Here is a 17,968-nt window from a genome sequence, read left to right on the forward strand (position 1 = left end):
TTAAAGAGGCTACACCAGTTTATCCGGGGTAATGGGCAGCTTCCGAATCCGTTTTCCGGTAGCGTGAAAAACCGCATTGGCGATGGCAGCCGCCACCCCCACGATCGCAATTTCGCCCAGGCCCTTGGCTCCGATCGGGTTCACCCGCTCATCCGGCTGATCGACGTATAACACCTCCATCTGCGGCACATCGGCCTGGGTGGGGATATGGTACGTGGCAAAATCCTGCGTCACGTAGCGCCCATAGCGGTGGTCCATCACCGACTCTTCCATCAAGGCCATTCCGATACCGCCGACAATGCCGCCGATGGACTGGCTGCGGGCGGTTTTGTAATTGATGATTCGCCCTACATCGGCGCAGGTTGTCACCCGGGAAACACGCACTTCGCCGGTCAGTGGATGCACCTGAACTTCCACAAAATGACAGCCGAACGAATACATGGAATACTGATCCCGCTCCGGTCCCGATCGGGCTTCCTCCGTCACTTCCACCTGCGGCAAGCGGTGAAACGCCAAAATATCGGTGTACGCAATACCACCCCCCAGGTCGCCATTGGAAAATAGCTTCCCATTTTTGGCCGTCACCCCATCCGCTCCGGCCGGGGTGAAGCCCGAACCCGGCATCGCGGCCGCCAGTTCTGACAATTTCTTTTTCAAGGACTCACAAGCCACGTGAACCGCCGACCCTACGCTGGTAATCGTCGCCGAGCCATTCTGACCGGGTGCATCGGGCAGGGCCGAATCGCCCCAGTCAAACCGGATTTTCTTCGGACTGACACCCAGCACATTGGCCGCAATCCGGGTCATGGCGGTTCCGGTTCCCGGACCGATATCCATCGTCGCACTCTGCACGATCACGGACCCATCCGCCCGCAGAATCGCCTTTGCTTTGGAAGGATGGCGGTGAAAACCGTATAAACTCGACGCCATGCCGTAGCCAACCAGCATCCCATTCTGCTGCATCGAACGCGGTTCCAGCCCCCGGTTTTTCCAGCCAAACTGATCGGCTCCCAGCCGGTAACATTCCTTCAGTGCTTTGGCCGACCACGGCAGGTTTCGCTCCGGGTCCGAATCCGCGTGGTTCTTCAGCCGGATTTCCAGCGGGTCCCTATTCAGGGCAAACGCCAGTTCGTCCAGCGCCGACTCCAGCGCAAACATACCCGTTGCGTCGCCGGGTCCGCGCATCCAGGTCGGCGTATTAACGTCCAGGTTCAACAATCGGTACCCGGTCGACACGTTCGGACACGCATAGAGCGCCCGCGTGGCCAGAATGGTTCGTTCGAGATGATCCTCATAGGCAGACGTCTGCCCAATGCCTTCGTGTGTGATCGCGGTCAATTGGCCGTTCTTGCTCGCCCCGATGGCAATTTTCTGGCCGGTATACGGCCGATAGCCGACCGAGGTAAACATCTGCTCACGGCTTAAAACCAGTTTGACGGGTCGGTTTACGTGTTTGGCCGCCAGCACAGCCGCCACCGTATGCGGCCAGACCCGGATGCCTGAACCAAAAGCCCCTCCGATAAACGGCGACTTTACGCTGACCTTTTCACGCGGCAGTTGAAACGCCTGCGCCAGATTTCCCTGCGCCGACTTCACGCCCTGGTTTTTATCGTACACCGTCAATTTATCCGGGGCCTCCCAAACCGCAATGACGGCGTGGGGCTCGAGTGGCTGGTGGTGCTGCGTGGGGATGGTATAGGTAGCTTCCAGCCGGACCTCGGCGGTTTGAACAGCATCCGGGTTTCCCCGTTGATAGTCCTGAAAAGGAGACGTTTTGTTCCGTTGAACGCCCAGCGGTAAAACCGCCTTCGCCTGATTGGCTTCAAAGTCCGTCCGGTGCGGTTCCTGCTCATACTGCACCCGAACCAGCGCAGCCGCGTACCGGGCCTGTTCCAGGGTGTCCGCCACCACCACGGCCACCGGTTGTCCACTGAAATAAATCAGGTTGTCGTAAAACACGCGAAACGCCGTCCCAAGGGGGGCTCGTTCGGCCGGTTGTTTTGCCGGGCCGTAACCGGGTACACCGGGGCTGTTCAAATGGCTGAGTACAGCCCGGACACCGGGGGCGGCCCCGGCGGTTTTCGCGTCGATGGAAGAGATCCGTCCTTTGGCGATTTCGCTGGTGATCAGAACCGCATGGACCAGATTATCAAACCGGTATTCGGCGGAATAGGTAGCTGCTCCGGTCACTTTGACCCGGCCATCCACGCGGTCCAGCGAAAGATCCGGTGTTGGCGATTCAAAAAAGGGTTTTTCCATCGGATGTCACAAAATACCGGCCGCCGTTTTTAACGCTTGCAGAATTGCATTCGGAGCCATTGTCAATTTAAACGCATTATGTTCCAAGGCCTTAGCATCCCGCATCGCGCCCCCGGCTACCTGCCGAAATACGTCTTCGGAAACCGGCTGATTCTCCAGGGCTTTTTCGGCTTCCGGAAATCGCCAGGGTTTGTGCGCCACGCCCCCCATCGCCAGCCGGGCGGTTTTGATTCGATGATCCGCCACCTCCAGCGCCACCGCGACCGAAACCAGGGCGAAGGCATACGAAGCCCGGTCCCGGATTTTCAGATAATGAACGGTTTGGGTGAACGGCAAATCCGGAATCTCCACGGCCAGAATCAGTTCACCGTGTTCCAGGATCGTATCCCGATCGGGTCGATCGCCCGGCAGGCGGTGAAAATCTCCCATCGGAATCCGGCGCTCCCCCGTTGGCCCCATGACCAGAATCGTGGCGTCGAGAGCCGCCAGCGCCACGCACATATCGCTCGGATGGACGGCAAGGCAACTCGGGTTCGCGTCGTTCTGCCCCAAAATGGCGTGGGTGCGGTTAATCCCTTCCCGGGCCGCGCAGCCGCTGGATGGCTGGCGTTTGTTGCAGGGAAAAACCGGGTCGTAGAAGTAGGGACAGCGGGTTCGCTGCAGAAGGTTTCCGCCCACCGTGGCCATGTTGCGCAACTGCCCGGATGCCCCGGCATTCAGGGCCTGCGCGAGCAGGGGTATTTTTTCCAGAATGAGCCGGTGTTTCGCCACCTCACTGTTCAGCGCCAGGGCACCGATGCGGATAAAACCGTCTTTTTGTTCAATCTTTTTCAGCGGCAATCCGGTGATATCGACCAGTTTTTCGGGCGCAGCCAGCCCGCGTTTCATCAAATCGATCAGATTGGTTCCCCCGGCAATAAACCGGGCATCGGGGTCCGCCGAAACGGCAGCGATCGCGTCTTTCAGGCGTGTAGGGCGAACGTACTGGAAGGTTTTCATACCGCCACTCCGCTGTTTTTCACGTCCTGAATCGCTTTCACAATGTTGGGATAGGCCCCGCATCGGCAGAGGTTTCCACTCATGTATTCCCGAATTTCCGCTTCCGAATGGGCCTGCCCTTCGCGAATACAGGCCACTGCCGACAGGAGCTGGCCGGGCGTACAATAACCGCACTGAAAACCGTCGTGTCGAATGAATGCTTCCTGCATTGGGTGCAGGCGGTCGCCGGTAGCTAACCCTTCCACGGTGGTTATTTTTTTGCCCTGCTGCATGATGGCAAAACTCAGGCAGGCAAGAACCCGCTGGCCATCCACCAGTACGGTACAGGCCCCACACTGGCCGAAATCGCAGCCCTTTTTGGTCCCGGTCAGCCCGAGGTTCTCCCGCAGCAAATCCAGCAAGGTAGTGCGCGGATCGACCGCCAGCCGCTGTTTCTTGCCGTTAATGGAAAGCGATAGTTTTAGTTTTGCGGTCTTGCCGACGGGCGGTTCTACTTCCTCCGATTCGGCAGCCTGGAGCAGGGAAACGGGCGTGAACGTCAGACCGGCCAGTGCCAGCGACTGTTTCAAAAAAAACCGGCGGTTTTCCTGATGGTCCCCGCCCGGGGGGGGCACGTCCGATGGCAGTTCGTCCTTCATGAAAGCTCAGGTTTAGGAATAGGTAAGCCCGTCAAAGTTAGGCTTAACCGGACAAGTAGAAAAGTACGTTGGAAAAAGGTTTTTGACAGGAACAGGGACGAAAACGGATTCCCACCGGCCTTCATCCGTTCACTCCGTGTTCCCACTTCTTTTTGCAAATTCAAATAACCTAATTAATTAAAAAAAATATTCAATTTTATTGGTTGTTTAAACGATTAAACATACTTTTGGCTGACCCGACCGTTACGCATGAACAAGAAGAAAGTTTCCCTGAAGGATATTGCTGAAAAAGCGCAGGTTTCCACCGCGCTCGTTTCCTACGTGCTGAACGGGAAAGAAAAGGAAAGCCGGGTCGGGCACGAGATTGCGGTCAAAATCAAACAGATCGCCAAGGAACTAAACTATGAGCCCAATTACCTGGCGAAAAGTTTACGCAGCGGCAAAACCCAGACGATCGGGCTGATCATCGCGGATATTTCGAATCCGTTTTTTGCCAACATCGCCCGGATTGTGGAGGACGAAGCAAAAAAATACGGGTATACGGTCATTATCGGCAGTTCCGACGAAAAGGCCGACAAGTCCTGGGATCTGATCAATGTGTTTCTGAACCGGCAGGTAGACGGTTTTATCATCGTTTCATCGGAGGACTCCGAGGAACAGATCCAGTACCTGCTGGACAAAAACGTGCCGTTCGTGTTACTGGACCGGCATTTTCCGAATCTGCCAACGGATTTTGTCTCACTGGATAGTTACAAGGCTTCGTTCGACGCGGGTTCACACCTGATTCGTCAGGGTTACCGAAACATCGGGTTGATCGCCTACAAGTCCCGGTTGTTTCACATGCACGAACGCATTCGCGGCTACCGGGAATCGCTGGAACAACACAGTATTTCGTTTCACCCGGAATGGTTGAAAGAAGTCGAGTTCGACGCTGTGGAACGGGAAATCAAGGTCGGAATCGACGAGATGCTGGCATCCGATTCTGCCATCGACGCCCTGATTTTTGCCACCTACCGGCTTGCAATCGCCGGTCTGAAATACATCAATTCACTGGGATTAAAGGTTCCCGATGACCTGGCGATCGTCAGTTTTGGCCAGGCCGAAGCCTTTGATCTGTATTACTGTCCGATTACCTACGTCCTCCAGCCGATGGAAGCGCTGGGCAAAACCGCCATAGAAATCCTGGTTCAGAAACTGAAAAAACCAGACCCGGACCGCAAGCATATTTTGATGCAAGCCCAACTGATGGAGCGGGATTCATCCCGTTTAAAACTGAAAATATCCTAATACTCGTCTTTTTGCCCGGTTGCTTAATCGTTTAAACTATTCCTTAATTCTCCTTAATCTGATTATTTTTTATGTTACGACGAAAGTTTCTAAAGTCTGCGATGCTGGGTACGGGAGCCGTTCTGACCGGTTTGCCGCTCCTCAGCGAAGCCGCCGTACCCAAACTGAAGATCACTAAAATCCGGTATTATGCCGCCCCGGGTTACAACAAGCCGCTGTTTAACCAGGCCCGGGAGATTGTCGAAATCGAAACCGACGGCGGTATCGTCGGGATTGGGGAAGGCGGTTCCAAAGACATGATCGAACAGCTGGCCCAGATGATGATCGGTGAAAACCCGTTCCGCATCGAGCACATCTGGCAGAACCTGTACCGGGGCATGTTTTACCCGCCGGGCCGCGAAAAGCTGCACGCGCAGGGGGCGCTCGACATGGCGCTCTGGGACATCAAGGGCAAGGCCCTCGGCGTGCCGGTGTACGAACTGCTCGGTGGCGCCACCCGTGATTATATCGAATGCTACGCCACCGGTTTTCGCGCATCCAAAGCCAAAACCGAAGAAGAGCGCGCCCAGGACTGCCTCAAAGCCGGTTTGCGCTGTTACCGGATCGGCCCCACCGGGGGCAACGGCGACCAGCCCTTTGACTTTTACCAAAACGCGAAGAAAACCATCGAATTCTGCAAGCGGATCGATGCCGCCGTGGGGGGCAGTGGCAACTGGGCCATCGACCTGCACACCCGCTTCGACCTGACCGAGGGCGTCAAAATCTGCAAGGCGCTGGAAGCGCTGGAACCGTATTTTGTGGAAGACATTATTCGCTCCGAAAACCCTGATGTTTACAAAACCGTCCGGCAAATGACCAACGTGCCGATTGCGGTGGGTGAACAATTCGGCGACCGCTGGGACAGCAACACGTTCATCGAGCAACACCTGATCGACTACACCCGGTTTACGGTGCCGAACACGGGCGGTATTTCCGAATTCCGGAAACTGGCGTCCATGTGCGAAACGCATTACGTGGGAATGATTCCGCACTTCACCGGCCCGCTGGCCACGGCCACGCTGGTGCACCTGCTGGGTTCCAGCAGCCCGATGCGCGCCATGATGGAACTGGGCGGGGGCGAACCCGAACGACCGCCCTATTTCAACGACGACTTTGTACGGTTTCAGAACGGCAAGCTCTACCTCAATCCGGAGCCGGGTCTGGGAGTCAGATTCGACCCGAAAAAGGCCACGTTTGTCATGGAAGTTACTTCCAACACGAAGTTTCCGCACCCCATTCTAAAAGCACCCGACGGTTCGATCCACAACTGGTAAGACCCACGATTTTTCCGACCATTCCTCCCTTAACTCTTTCTCCTGTTCGTTGCCATGAAAAAACCGCTAAAAGTGATCATTCTGCTCTGGCTGCTGGGCCAGAGCGCCGGTTTTGCCCAGAATAACCGCGTTTCCGGCAAAGTAACCGGATCCGACGGCAAACCGCTGCCCGGTGTTAACGTGTTGCTGAGCGGCACCAGCACCGGAACGGTGGCCGATGCCGATGGAAATTATGCGATGAATGCGCCTGCCAATGCCTCCCTGGTTTTCTCGTACATCAGTTACATCAGCCAGACCATTCCGGTGAACGGGCGGGCGGTCATTAACGTCCAACTGGTGGAAGATACCAAGAACCTGAACGAAGTGGTGGTGACAGCTCTCGGCATCAAACGGGAAGCCAAAACGCTCGGTTACGCCACCGCCACGGTGAACGCCGACCAGATTTCCACCAACCGGAGCCCGAACCTGATGACGAGTTTGCAGGGAAAAATGGCCGGGGTCAACATCTCGACCATGTCGACCGGGCCGGGGGGCAGCTCCAAAATCCGGATTCGGGGGCAGTCGTCGTTCAGCGGGCAGAACAATCCGCTGATCGTGATCAACGGTGTGCCGGTCGATAACTCGAACTACGCCATCGGCGGCAACTTCGGAAACCGGTCGGCCAACAACTCCGACGGGGGCGACGGCCTGTCGAGCATCAACCCGGACGATATCGAAACGATGACGGTGCTGAAAGGCGCCACGGCGGCCGCGCTCTACGGCTCGCGGGCCAAAGACGGGGTGGTCATGATCACGACCAAAAACCGGGGCGCCGGAAAGGGGTTTGGGGTGGAATTCAATTCAAACTTCACGACCGAAACACCCCTGGATTTCACCGATTTTCAGTACGAATACGGGCAGGGCGAAGGCGGTATCCGGCCCACCACGCCCTACCCCACCTCCGGGGTCTGGAGTTTCGGCGAGAAGTTTCAGCCGGGCATGACGCAGGTATTGTTCGACGGAGATACCTATCCGTACGAGCCGGTTTACAACCGTGTTCGGAAGTTCTACAACATTGGCAAGAATTTTACCAACACACTGACGGTTTCGAACTCCGGCGAAAACGGCGGTTTTAGCCTGTCCTTTGCCAACACGGACAACAAAGCCATCACGCCCAATTCGGACTTTAACCGCAAAACGATCAACCTCGGTTTTTCGCAGAATATCAACAAGAACCTGGTGGCCAGCGGAAACATCAACTACTCCAACGAGTACAACCGCAATCCGACCCAGCTCAACACCCAGGATTTTGCCACGCCGACGGTAATCATGACCCTGGCCAACTCCATGCCGTTCGAAGCGCTGAAAGAACACCAGGTGATGCCCAACGGCGACGAGTTCGTGTTCTCTCGGTTTCTGGTGCGGAACAATCCGTATTATTCCGTTAACTACCACTTCGAAAACATCAAGCGCGACCGGCTTTTTGGCAACGTGGCGCTGCGCTACCAGTTTACAAAATGGCTCTATCTGCAGGCCCGGCTCGCGCAGGATCTTTACACCCGGAATCAGGATTACAACATTCCGAACGGCTACGCACCGATCGCCAAGGCACCCGCCGGTTACGTCAACGGATCGTATACGCAGGATGTCCGGAAGTTCGTGGAGCGAAATTATGATTTCATTCTGGGCGGCAATCATTCATTCGGCGACTTCGGCGTTGATGTAACCCTCGGTGGAAACCAGCGGTTTGTTCGGATGGATTATAACAGCGTGACCGTGCAGGATTTCGTTCAACCCGGTTTATACACCGTCATGAATGGCCGCGTAAAAAACCCGCTCTACAGTTTATCGGAACGAAAAATCAACTCGCTGTACGCGGCTGCGACTCTCTCGTACAAAGAATTTCTGTACCTGAATGCCACGGCCCGCAACGACTGGTTCTCCACGCTTTCGCCCGAGAACCGCAGCATTCTGTACCCCTCCGTTACCGGAAGTTTCGTCTTCTCGCAGGCTTTCAACGACCTGCCCACCTGGCTGACTTTCGGCAAAATCCGGGCAGCTTACGCGGAAGTGGGTGACGACAACGTCAGTCCGTATTCAAACGCGCTGTTTTACGCGGTCAATAACAACAACTTCCCGACGCCCTCCGGTCAACTGGTGCCGGTTGGCGGAATCAATGCCTCGTCGGTCCCCAACCGGAATCTGCGCCCTTTGCGGGTGTCGGAAGCCGAAGCCGGAGTGGAACTGAAATTCTTCAACAACCGCCTGGGGCTGGATTTTACGTATTACCGGAAAATCACGAAAGACCAGATTCTGGCGACCCAGATTTCGGACGCATCCTCGTATACCAACAAGCTGATCAACGTCGGCAAGAGCATGAACAAAGGCGTGGAGATTTTGCTGACCGGCACTCCGGTTCAGACCGGGGCTTTCCAATGGGATGTCAGCGCCAACCTGGCCTATAACACCTCGGAAGTGCTGACGCTGGGGCTGGGCGTAGCCGACACGATGATTACCGTAGGCGGTTCGGGCGGAAGCACCCTCCGGCAGGTTGTCGGTAAACCGATCGGCCAGTTGTTCACCTTCAACTACCTCCGCGATGCCCAGGGCCGGCAGGTGTTCGATAAAGGCAGCGGTCGCCCCCTGCGCAACGATACGCCGGTCAATGTAGGGAATGCCTTGCCGAAATACTTTGGTGGAATTACCAATACGTTCACATTCAAAGGCATCACCTTGTCGACGCTGATTGACTTCAAACTGGGTCACAAGATGATTGGCGGACAGAATATGAACTACCTGCGGCACGGTTTGCACAAAAAGACGCTGGTAGGTCGGGAACAGGGGTATGTCATTGGCGAAGGCGTCAACCCCGACGGGGAACTCAACACGACCCGCTCCCCGATTCAGCCGTTCTACGAAACCCCGAACGTACTCGGGATTTACGAGGATTTCATTTACAATGCCGGTTTCTGGAAACTGCGGCAGATTACGCTGGGCTACGATTTCACCAAACTGCTGCCCCAGAAATTTTTCATCAAGGGATTGCGGCTGAACGCGGTCGCCAACAACGTGGCGGTTTTGAAAAAGTGGACCGAAAACATGGACCCCGAAATGGTCAACAACGCGTCGGACAACGCCACCGGTCTGGATTTCTGGCCCAGTCTGCCGCCCACCCGCAGCATGGGCTTCAACCTGAATATCAAGTTTTAAGCGATCGAATCCTTCCGAAAAGATATCCGTCATGAAAACGAAATTCCACTTCCTGTTCGGGCTGTTGACCACGCTCTGTCTGGTCTCCGGCTGCGACGATAAGTTTGACGAAATCAATACCAACAAAGTTGACCCAACGACCCTGGCGCCGTCCTTTGTGATGAACAAAGCGATCATCGATGCGACGTACCTCGACGGTTTCGGCACCCTCCAGATGCTGTGTTACGAATTCGGTATTGTCCAGCAAATCATCACGCCCTACGGCAGTTCGCTGGCCGGCGCCAATTACAACCAGAACAACGTGAGCAATACCCCGCTGGTCTGGCAAAACTTTTACCGCAACGTGCTGAAACAGATTGTCGATGTGACGGAAAAGACCAAAGATGATGCGACCCGAACGAATCTCTACCATTCGGCCCGCATCTGGAAGGCGTATTCGTTCATGATTTTGACGGATACCTACGGCGATATTCCGTATACGGAAGCGGCCAAAGGATACATCAGCGAAATCACCTCGCCCAAGTACGATAGCCAGGAGACCATTTACAAAGACATTCTGAAGGAACTCGACGAAGCCTCCGCGGCTCTGGATGCCACCAAAGCGGTTGAAACAACCGACATTCTGTACGGCGGCAGTGTCGTCAAGTGGAAACGCTTTGGCTATTCTCTCATGTTACGGGCCGCCATGCGCCTGACAAAAGTAGACCCCACGACGGCGAAAAACTACGTCACCAAAGCCGTAGCGGGCGGCCTCATGCAATCCAACGACGACAACGCGGTCATGCGGCATACCGCCCTGTATAACAACTGGATTGCCAACCACCTGCAGGCCCGCGAAAAAACCAATTTCTACTTGGCGGCCCCCTTCGTCAATTACCTGAAAACCAACAACGACCCGCGCCTGGGGTCAATTGCGGTCCGGTATGTGGGTGCCAAAGGCGGTCCGGAGCAGGTTGATTCCCGGGTGTCGAGCGATCCGAAAGTGCAGGTGGGGATGCCGATGGGGTACGACAACGTGACGATTTCAACCCCGGCGGTTTTGGCCCAAAACGGGGTCGCCAGTTTGTGGGATTTCTCGCAGGTTAACCTGAAAACCGTCCTGAAGCTCGATGCGCCCGAATACCATGTCACGCACGCCCAAACGCAGTTGCTGCTGGCCGAAGCGGCCGTACGCGGCTGGGTGACGGGCAATCCGGCGGATTATTTCACCAAAGGCGTACGGGCCAATATGGAGCAAATGGCCGCCTACGACCCGTCTGCCGCCATCCCCGAAACCGCCATTCAGGCCTACCTGACGGCTCACCCCTTCGAAACCGCCAAGGCGCTGGAGCAGATTAATACCCAGTACTGGGTTGCTTCGTTCCTGAATGGCCCCGAACTGTTTGCCAATTTCCGCCGAAGCGGCTTTCCGACTCTATCCAAAAACCCCTATCCAGCCTCCGAAATCACCGAGGATTTCATTCGCCGAATGCCGTATCCGGACAGTGAAAAAGTGGTAAACCTGCAGAATGTGAACGAAGCCATTGCCCGCCAGGGGCCTAATACCTTGAGTACCCGCGTCTGGTGGGATAAGAAATAATTTAAGTTTATGTTGTTACACAGAGTTTATCAGAGGTAATCAGGGTTACTCGGATAAACTCTGGTATCCTCTGATAAACTCTGTGTAATAATTCACGTACTCCTAAACCCTTATCAAGTACAATGACCTCCTCAAGACTTTCCCGCCGTTCAGCCCTTCAGTCGGTTTTGGGCGTCGCCGGAGCCAGCCTCATGGCGCTGCCGGAATCGTCGTACGCCCAGAATCCCGGTCGATTCCGTGATTATGGCAAAGTAAAAATTACCAAACTGGAAACCTTTCTGGTCAAACCGCGCTGGATTTTCCTGAAGATTCACACGGATGTGGGCATTGTTGGGCTGGGCGAACCGCTGCTGGAAGGCCGGGCGCTGACCATCCAGACCGCCATCAAGGAAGTGGAACCGTATCTGATTGGCAAAGACCCGCGCGCCGTGGTGCACCACTGGCAGGCCATTTACCGGCACGCGTTTTACCGCGGTGGCCCCATTCTGACCAGCGCCCTGAGCGGCATCGACCACGCCTTGTGGGATATCAAAGGCAAATTGCTGAACGTACCGGTTTATGAGCTGCTCGGCGGTCCCACCCGCGACCGGGTGCGGATTTACGGACGGGCCAGCAACGCCGACGATATGAAGAAACGCAAGGCGGAAGGGTATACCGTGATTAAAACCGGGGTTGCCAAAAAGAATCCGGCCAATATTGTCGAGAATCCGAAGTTCATTCAGTACGCGATTGATAACTTTGCCTCGCTGCGCGAAGCCGGTGGTCCGGAGATGGACATTGCCATCGATTTTCACGGGGCCATTTCTCCGCAAACGTCTAAATTGCTGATCAAGGAGCTGGAACCCTACAAACCGATGTTTGTGGAAGAACCGGTGCAGGCCCAGAACGTGGATGTGCTGGCCGACATTGCCCGGGGCACTCACCTGCCCATCGCCACCGGCGAACGGATTTTTACGAAATGGGGCTTCCGCGAAATTCTGGAAAAACGGGCCGCCAGCATCATTCAGCCGGATTTGTGCCATGCCGGCGGGATCACGGAAGGCCGGATCATTGCCGGTATGGCCGAAGCCTATTACGTGCCGATTGCCCCGCACAACCCGATGGGACCGATTTCGCTCGCGGTCGGGCTTCATCTGGCCGCCAGTGTTCCCAATTTTCTGGTACAGGAACAGGTTTCGCTCGGCGAAGGCTACCTCAAGAAACCGTTCAAACTCGAAAAGGATGGCACGGTTTTAATCCCGACCGGGCCAGGGCTTGGCATCGAACTGGATGAGGCTCAACTAAAAGACAAAATCGGCCACGATTGGAAAAATCCGGAATCGTACAACGCCCTGGATGGTTCCGTGGTGGACTGGTGAATTCAGTTTATGGTATACGGTTTTCAGGTTACGGTTTTCGGTGCGGTTCCCCGCCGGAATTGACCCAAGCTTAGAATGAATGCTTCAGACCGTAAACTTACTCCTGAAAACCGTAAACCGAATACGGCATAACCGCCAACTAAAACCTATATTTTAATGATTCAGTATTTATTGTGTTGTGACTGGGGCACGTCTTCTTTTCGATTGCGATTGGTTAATGCAGTTCATTACGAGATACTCGAAGAACGTATTTCCCAGGAAGGAATTGCCAGCGTATTCAACGCCTGGAAAAAAACCGGAGAATCGAACGGAATCGCCCGTGCTGATTTTTTTCGGGAACACTTAAAAAAACAGATCGAATTAATCGGCAGGAACGTTTCTGTTCCGCTGGAAACTATTCCGGTTGCGGTTTCTGGTATGGCTTCTTCCTCGATCGGGATGGAGGAAGTTCCGTACGCGGTTTTGCCGTTCTCAATGGACGGAAGCCAGGCCAGCATTCGGCACATTGAGGCCACGGAACCGTTTCCGCATGAGCTTATTTTAATCGCCGGCGTCAAAAGCGCGGAGGATGTCATGCGGGGGGAGGAAACGCAATTAATCGGTCTGGCCGCTTTGCTCGACCAGGAAGAAAACCGCCCTGACGACGCCATTTTCATCTTTCCAGGGACGCATTCCAAACACATGTACGTTCACAGCGGCCAATTGCTGAATTTCGAAACGTACATGACCGGTGAGGTTTTTAACCTTATGGCGTCCCACAGTATTTTAAAAGACTCCATCGATCCGGGCCACTTCAGCGATTTTTCGGGAAGCAATCTCGACGCCTTCCAGGCTGGCGTTATGGCGTCCAATTCGTCCTTATTGAACCGTTTATTTACCGTTCGGACCAATCAGTTATTCGATAAATTTTCTAAAACGGAAAATGCGTTTTATCTAAGCGGATTATTGATTGGTGCCGAATTAAAACCGTTGCTCAAAAAAGAAAACTGGCAACTCGTTTTGTGCAGCGGCAGCAATTTATTCCCCTTTTATCAGCAGGCCCTTGAAGCGTTAAACCTGGCCGGACGCACGACCACGATTCCGGCCGAACTGATTGACAAGGCGACGATTGTGGGGCAGGTTATCCTGTTTCAGAATCAGAATTTAAACGTGTAACGGCATAGCGCATGAGTTCATTTACGTTTTCCTGGGATCTCTTCAATACGGTTCCCATCATTGGCATCATCCGGGGGTTGCCCGTTGCCAGTGTCGTTACCCTTCTGCCGGTTTACCGGCAAAGCGGCCTGACGACGGTTGAAATCACGATGAACACGCCGGGCGCCGAAGAACTGATCCAGCATGCCGTCACCCGCGAACCGGCGGGCCTGAACATCGGGGCCGGTACGGTTTGCACGCTCGCTGAGCTGGAACGGGCGCTGGCGGCCGGGGCGCAGTTCATCGTCACTCCGATCCTCGACGAAACCGTCATTCGCACCTGCGTCGAACGCGGCATTCCGGTTTTTCCCGGCGCGTTTACGCCCTCCGAAATTTACAAAGCCTGGACGCTGGGGGCTTCGATGGTCAAGGTATTCCCGGCGGCATCGCTCGGCCCTCACTACCTGAAAGAAGTGAAAGGGCCGCTGAATGAGATCAAACTGGTGCCAACGGGCGGCATCACCCTGGCCAACCTGCCGGACTTCCTGAAAGCGGGGGCCGACGGTTTGGGCATTGGCGGCCAGTTATTCGATAAAACCCTGATTCAAACCCAGAACTGGAGCGGTTTACAGCAGCATTTTCGGGCCTTTGCGGACCAGTATCGCGCGGCCCGCTCCGAAAGGGTGTGATCCGTTTCATTTGACCTGTACCTTAACCTTAGCCTTGTGTCAACCGTTAAATTTCCGTATTACCGCTGGATTATTGTCGCGCTGGTCTTCATTGCCACGACCATTAATTACCTGGATCGTCAGATCATTGGCCTGCTGAAACCCATCCTGGAAAAGGAGTTCAACTGGTCGGAAACCGATTACGCCCGGATTGTCATGGCCTTTACGGCCGCCTACGCCATCGGACTGGGACTCGCCGGTTGGGTGATCGACAAAACCGGCACCAAAGTGGGCTATGCCCTCACCATCGTGTTCTGGAGCGTGGCCGGGATGTTGCACGCCGTGGCCCGCTCGGCCTTCGGTTTCGCACTGGCCCGCCTGGGATTGGGGCTGGGCGAAGCCGGTAACTTCCCGGCAGCCGTCAAAACCGTGGCCGAATGGTTCCCGAAAAAAGAACGGGCCCTGGCCACCGGCATCTTCAATGCCGGCACCAGCGTGGGCGTGGTGGTGGCGCTGATCCTGGTGCCCTGGATTCTGTCGCACTACGGCTGGCAGGAAGTCTTCTGGATTACCGGGGCGCTGGGATTTGTCTGGCTGATTTTCTGGTTGATTTTTTACGACATTCCGGCCAAACAAAAGCGGCTTTCGGCCAAAGAATTTGCGCTGATTACGAGCGGGCAGGATACGACCGAGCACGAATCCGAACGAATTTCCGTCAACTGGTTCAAGCTCTTTACCCTGCCCCAAACCTGGGCCTGCATCACCGGCAAAGCGTTTATCGACCCGATTTTCTGGTTTTTTCTATTCTGGCTCCCCTCTTATTTTTCAACGACCTACGCGCTCGATTTAAAACGATTCAGCCCGGAACTGATGATTATTTACACGGCCACGACCGTCGGCAGCATCGGGGGCGGCTACCTCTCCTCGCTGCTGATCAAACGCGGCTGGCCGACCCTGAAAGCCCGAAAAACCGTGTTGATCGTCTTCGCCGTGCTGGAAATTTCGATCATTCTGGCGCAGTTTGCCACGAATGTCTGGATGGTGGTGGCGCTCATCAGTCTGGCCGTGGCCGTCCACCAGGCGTGGGCAACGAACGTTTTTACGATTGCGTCGGACTTGTTTCCGAAACAGGTGGTCAGTTCGGTGGTGGGTATTGCGGGCATGGCCGGAGCCGTTGGGGGTATTTTTTTCCCGATGCTCGTCGGGTATTTACTGGATTCCTACAAAGCCGCCGGGAATTTAGCGGGTGGCTACAACCTGCTGTTCACCATTTGCGGGTTTACGTACCTGACCGTCTGGGTCATCATTCACCTGCTGACCCGAAACGCCAAAACCGTCGAGCTTCACCAGTTGCAGTAAGACGATTGCGCCCATTTTGACCGGTTTTCGACCCGAAGGGTTGATTTGGATGGTCCGGACAGAAATCCCTGTAAAAACTCCAGGATTGTATACATTCGCAGTTGAAATGCAAAACGAAATCGATCAGGGGCTACCGCCTGACTCCTAACCTTTTCGAAGTCAATGATCCGTCTCAAACCCAACCTAATCCATCTTTCCCTTTTCTTTTTCCTCATCGCCGGTCTCTGGCTACCACTCAGTAGCTGGGTCAATCCGCCGAAAGCCGGTTCGCCCAACGTGGTGGTGTTCTTTATCGACGATCTGGGCTATGGCGATTTATCGTGCTACGGCGCGTCGGGCTACACCACCCCCAACCTCGACCGGATGGCGGCCGAGGGCACGCGGTTTACGAGTTTCCTGGCCGCTCAGGCGGTTTGCAGTGCCTCGCGGGCGGCTTTGCTGACGGGCTGTTATCCCAACCGAATCGGGATTTCCGGTGCACTGGGGCCTGGCTCGCCGGTTGGTTTGAATCCCGAAGAAGAAACGATTGCGGAATTACTGAAGGAAAAAGGATATGCCACGGGCATTTTCGGGAAATGGCATTTGGGAAGCCAGAAGGAGTTTCTGCCCCTGCAACAGGGGTTTGACGAATACTACGGAGTCCCTTATTCGCACGACATGTGGCCGCTGCATCCCAATCAGGCCCGGGCCAATTACCCTCCGCTGCACCTGATGGAAGGGAATACTCCAGGAAAGGAAGTGAAAACCCTGGAAGACGCCAGTGACCTGACGACGAGTATTACGGAAAAGGCCGTCGGTTTTATTCGCAAGCACAAAAAGCAACCGTTCTTCCTGTATGTTCCCCATCCCCTGCCCCACGTTCCACTGGCCGCTTCCGGCCGGTTTCGGGGGAAAAGCGGGGCCGGTTTGCTCGGCGATGTGATGCTGGAACTTGACTGGTCGGTGGGTCAGATTCTCCAGGAACTGAAACAGCAGAGACTCGACAAAAACACCCTGGTCATTTTCACGAGCGATAACGGCCCCTGGCTGAATTACGGCGATCATGCCGGATCGGCGGGCGGTTTTCGGGAAGGTAAAGGAACTTCCTTTGAGGGCGGACACCGCGTTCCCTGCATCATGCGCTGGCCGGGCGTGATTCCGGCCGGACGGGTTTGCAACAAACTGCTGACTACGATGGAAATTTTGCCGACGGTGGCCACCCTGTGCGGTGCCCGGTTGCCAAAAAATACCATCGACGGTGTCGATATGATGTCCCTGCTGAAAGGGGACGAAACCGCCAACCCCCGCGACCATTTCTATTATTATTACCGGCAGAACAGCCTGGAAGCGGTTCGGAAAGGTGACTGGAAGCTGGTTTTTGCGCACCCGGGTCGGACCTACGAAGGGTTTCTGCCCGGAAAAGGCGGCCAACCGGGTCCGAATACCGAAACCCACGAATTTCCAACGGCGCTGTACAACCTCCGTCGTGATCCGGGGGAGCGGTATGATGTGCGGGAACAGAATCCGGACATCGTGGCAGCCCTGGAAAAACTGGCCGAGGAAGCCCGCAACGACCTGGGGGATGACCTCCAGAAGCGGAAAGGCCAGCATGTCCGACCGGCCGGACGGGTAGCCTCGAAATAAGCCGGTTGTAAACCGAAGCCTTCTCCCGCCCGTTGTCGAACAAGGCGCGATTCGTAAAAACCGGTCTGGAAATCATCAAAACGGATTTTGCAGCACAAAACCGTTCCAGTCGAGGGTGGATTGGTAAAAATATTCACGCCAGTTGCCGATGAGACCGTCGCGGATGCGAACGCTCACCATGCCGTGCACCGTCGTGCCGTTGGTGAGCGAAAACTCACCGGAGCCAATCTGGGTCTGTTCGTCGAACGTCAGGTGATGCCAGACCATCTGCATGACGTTGGGTCGGCCTTTCCAGCCACCGAAAAATTCAAAAATCCGGTCGCGCCCCCGGTAAATCTGTTTGTTGGGCGGTTCGGAATAAATGGCATCCAGGGCAAAACAATCGGCGGCTTTTCGGCCGTTGTTTTCGTTCAAACCGGCGGCTACGGTTTGCATCAACCGCATAAACTCCGCCCGACCGATCGGTTTATGGTTTGCCGACTGCGCCGATGAACGAATTAAAACGCCAACAAGAAAGAGGGTTGTCAGTACAAATTTTTTCACGGAACGCGGTGGGTTTTAT

Annotated in this window: 13 protein-coding genes; 9 read left to right on the top strand and 4 right to left on the bottom strand. The window is 55.2% G+C overall.

The window, feature by feature from the left end; translation table 11 throughout:
- Positions 1–9: 9 nt before the first annotated feature.
- The 3 genes from ACFPMF_RS04570 to ACFPMF_RS04580 are packed head-to-tail and all read right to left on the bottom strand — an operon-like array spanning position 10 to position 3,896.
- The gene (locus tag ACFPMF_RS04570; RefSeq protein ID WP_379841573.1) at positions 10–2,259 is read right to left on the bottom strand and encodes a xanthine dehydrogenase family protein molybdopterin-binding subunit; all 2,250 of its coding nucleotides are present in this window, start codon (positions 2,257–2,259) and stop codon (positions 10–12) included.
- 6 nt (positions 2,260–2,265) lie between these two features.
- Complete coding sequence (locus ACFPMF_RS04575; RefSeq protein WP_379841575.1) at positions 2,266–3,258, bottom strand: FAD binding domain-containing protein; 993 nt, start codon at positions 3,256–3,258, stop codon at positions 2,266–2,268.
- A complete protein-coding gene (locus tag ACFPMF_RS04580; protein ID WP_379841577.1) occupies positions 3,255–3,896 on the bottom strand; it encodes a (2Fe-2S)-binding protein in 642 nt (213 codons plus the stop codon). The genes ACFPMF_RS04575 and ACFPMF_RS04580 overlap by 4 nt, the downstream gene beginning before the upstream one ends.
- A 249-nt stretch (positions 3,897–4,145) precedes the next feature.
- On the opposite strand from ACFPMF_RS04580, the gene ACFPMF_RS04585 reads away from it, so the two are divergent.
- The 9 genes from ACFPMF_RS04585 to ACFPMF_RS04625 all read left to right on the top strand — a co-directional run bounded on the left by ACFPMF_RS04585 (position 4,146) and on the right by ACFPMF_RS04625 (position 17,406).
- Positions 4,146–5,183 (top strand): LacI family DNA-binding transcriptional regulator, encoded by a 1,038-nt coding sequence (locus ACFPMF_RS04585; RefSeq protein ID WP_379841579.1) that lies wholly within the window; start codon positions 4,146–4,148, stop codon positions 5,181–5,183.
- A 71-nt stretch (positions 5,184–5,254) separates the two neighbouring features.
- Positions 5,255–6,496, top strand: a complete 1,242-nt coding sequence (locus ACFPMF_RS04590) for a mandelate racemase/muconate lactonizing enzyme family protein (RefSeq protein ID WP_379841582.1) — start codon at positions 5,255–5,257, stop codon at positions 6,494–6,496.
- A gap of 54 nt (positions 6,497–6,550) precedes the next feature.
- Complete coding sequence (locus ACFPMF_RS04595) at positions 6,551–9,685, top strand: SusC/RagA family TonB-linked outer membrane protein (protein WP_379841584.1); 3,135 nt, start codon at positions 6,551–6,553, stop codon at positions 9,683–9,685.
- Between the two features lie 31 nt (positions 9,686–9,716).
- Entirely contained in the window at positions 9,717–11,264 is a 1,548-nt protein-coding gene (locus ACFPMF_RS04600; protein ID WP_379841586.1) for a SusD/RagB family nutrient-binding outer membrane lipoprotein, read from the top strand.
- A gap of 122 nt (positions 11,265–11,386) precedes the next feature.
- Positions 11,387–12,622: a galactonate dehydratase gene (dgoD, locus tag ACFPMF_RS04605; protein WP_379841588.1), complete on the top strand. Its 1,236-nt coding sequence runs from the start codon at positions 11,387–11,389 to the stop codon at positions 12,620–12,622.
- A gap of 156 nt (positions 12,623–12,778) precedes the next feature.
- Positions 12,779–13,777 (top strand): 2-dehydro-3-deoxygalactonokinase, encoded by a 999-nt coding sequence (locus tag ACFPMF_RS04610; RefSeq protein ID WP_379841590.1) that lies wholly within the window; start codon positions 12,779–12,781, stop codon positions 13,775–13,777.
- A gap of 11 nt (positions 13,778–13,788) precedes the next feature.
- Positions 13,789–14,445, top strand: a complete 657-nt coding sequence (locus ACFPMF_RS04615; protein WP_379841592.1) for a bifunctional 4-hydroxy-2-oxoglutarate aldolase/2-dehydro-3-deoxy-phosphogluconate aldolase — start codon at positions 13,789–13,791, stop codon at positions 14,443–14,445.
- A gap of 36 nt (positions 14,446–14,481) precedes the next feature.
- Positions 14,482–15,783 carry an MFS transporter gene (locus ACFPMF_RS04620; RefSeq protein WP_379841594.1) on the top strand — a complete coding sequence of 434 codons (1,302 nt, stop codon included), beginning with the start codon at positions 14,482–14,484 and terminating at the stop codon, positions 15,781–15,783.
- 162 nt (positions 15,784–15,945) lie between these two features.
- A complete protein-coding gene (locus tag ACFPMF_RS04625) occupies positions 15,946–17,406 on the top strand; it encodes a sulfatase family protein (protein ID WP_379841596.1) in 1,461 nt (486 codons plus the stop codon).
- 75 nt (positions 17,407–17,481) lie between these two features.
- On the opposite strand, the gene ACFPMF_RS04630 is transcribed toward ACFPMF_RS04625, so the two are convergent.
- A complete protein-coding gene (locus ACFPMF_RS04630) occupies positions 17,482–17,949 on the bottom strand; it encodes a nuclear transport factor 2 family protein (protein WP_379841598.1) in 468 nt (155 codons plus the stop codon).
- Positions 17,950–17,968 lie beyond the last annotated feature (19 nt).

It is taken from the genome of Larkinella bovis, assembly GCF_042655385.1.
GTDB lineage: Bacteria > Bacteroidota > Bacteroidia > Cytophagales > Spirosomataceae > Larkinella > Larkinella bovis.

What these genes read in the sequence shown, in the direction of transcription:
- ACFPMF_RS04570 (WP_379841573.1), bottom strand. Translation starts at nt 2,259, where the DNA reads ATGGAAAAACCCTTTTTTGAATCGCCAACACCGGATCTTTCGCTGGAC.
- ACFPMF_RS04575 (WP_379841575.1), bottom strand. Translation starts at nt 3,258, where the DNA reads ATGAAAACCTTCCAGTACGTTCGCCCTACACGCCTGAAAGACGCGATC.
- ACFPMF_RS04580 (WP_379841577.1), bottom strand. Translation starts at nt 3,896, where the DNA reads ATGAAGGACGAACTGCCATCGGACGTGCCCCCCCCGGGCGGGGACCAT.
- ACFPMF_RS04585 (WP_379841579.1), top strand. Translation starts at nt 4,146, where the DNA reads ATGAACAAGAAGAAAGTTTCCCTGAAGGATATTGCTGAAAAAGCGCAG.
- ACFPMF_RS04590 (WP_379841582.1), top strand. Translation starts at nt 5,255, where the DNA reads ATGTTACGACGAAAGTTTCTAAAGTCTGCGATGCTGGGTACGGGAGCC.
- ACFPMF_RS04595 (WP_379841584.1), top strand. Translation starts at nt 6,551, where the DNA reads ATGAAAAAACCGCTAAAAGTGATCATTCTGCTCTGGCTGCTGGGCCAG.
- ACFPMF_RS04600 (WP_379841586.1), top strand. Translation starts at nt 9,717, where the DNA reads ATGAAAACGAAATTCCACTTCCTGTTCGGGCTGTTGACCACGCTCTGT.
- dgoD (WP_379841588.1), top strand. Translation starts at nt 11,387, where the DNA reads ATGACCTCCTCAAGACTTTCCCGCCGTTCAGCCCTTCAGTCGGTTTTG.
- ACFPMF_RS04610 (WP_379841590.1), top strand. Translation starts at nt 12,779, where the DNA reads ATGATTCAGTATTTATTGTGTTGTGACTGGGGCACGTCTTCTTTTCGA.
- ACFPMF_RS04615 (WP_379841592.1), top strand. Translation starts at nt 13,789, where the DNA reads ATGAGTTCATTTACGTTTTCCTGGGATCTCTTCAATACGGTTCCCATC.
- ACFPMF_RS04625 (WP_379841596.1), top strand. Translation starts at nt 15,946, where the DNA reads ATGATCCGTCTCAAACCCAACCTAATCCATCTTTCCCTTTTCTTTTTC.